Below are 405 nucleotides of genomic sequence, written 5' to 3'. Positions count from 1 at the left end.
ATTGAGGCTCTTCTTGACGCTGAGGAAGACACATTGCCACGCCCATCTGCTCAAGGTTTAGGAGATGTGGTAGAATATCCAGAAGGTCTACGTAAGTACCAGCAATTCTTGGTATCAACTGGTACAGATTTGGACGGTATGAAAGTTGCACTTGATACAGCTAATGGTGCTGCTGCAACATCTGCACGTCAAATTTTTGTAGATTTGGGAGCAGATTTGACAGTAATGGCTGAAAAGCCAGACGGTTTGAATATCAATGAGGGTGTTGGTTCAACTCATCCTGAAAAATTGCAAGAACTGGTCAAAGAAACAGGTAGTCAAATTGGACTTGCCTTTGATGGTGACAGTGACCGCTTGATTGCCGTCGATGAAAATGGTGTTTTGGTAGATGGCGACCGCATCATG

Annotated in this window: 1 pseudogene; it reads left to right on the top strand. The window is 44.2% G+C overall.

Going from position 1 to position 405, the window contains the following annotated elements:
- Window positions 1–405: pseudogene (gene glmM / locus C1G53_RS11165) on the top strand (phosphoglucosamine mutase); the annotation flags it as partial.

Source organism: Streptococcus suis (assembly GCF_002960445.1).
Lineage (GTDB): Bacteria > Bacillota > Bacilli > Lactobacillales > Streptococcaceae > Streptococcus > Streptococcus hyiners.
This window is presented reverse-complemented; position numbering and strand designations above follow the sequence as displayed.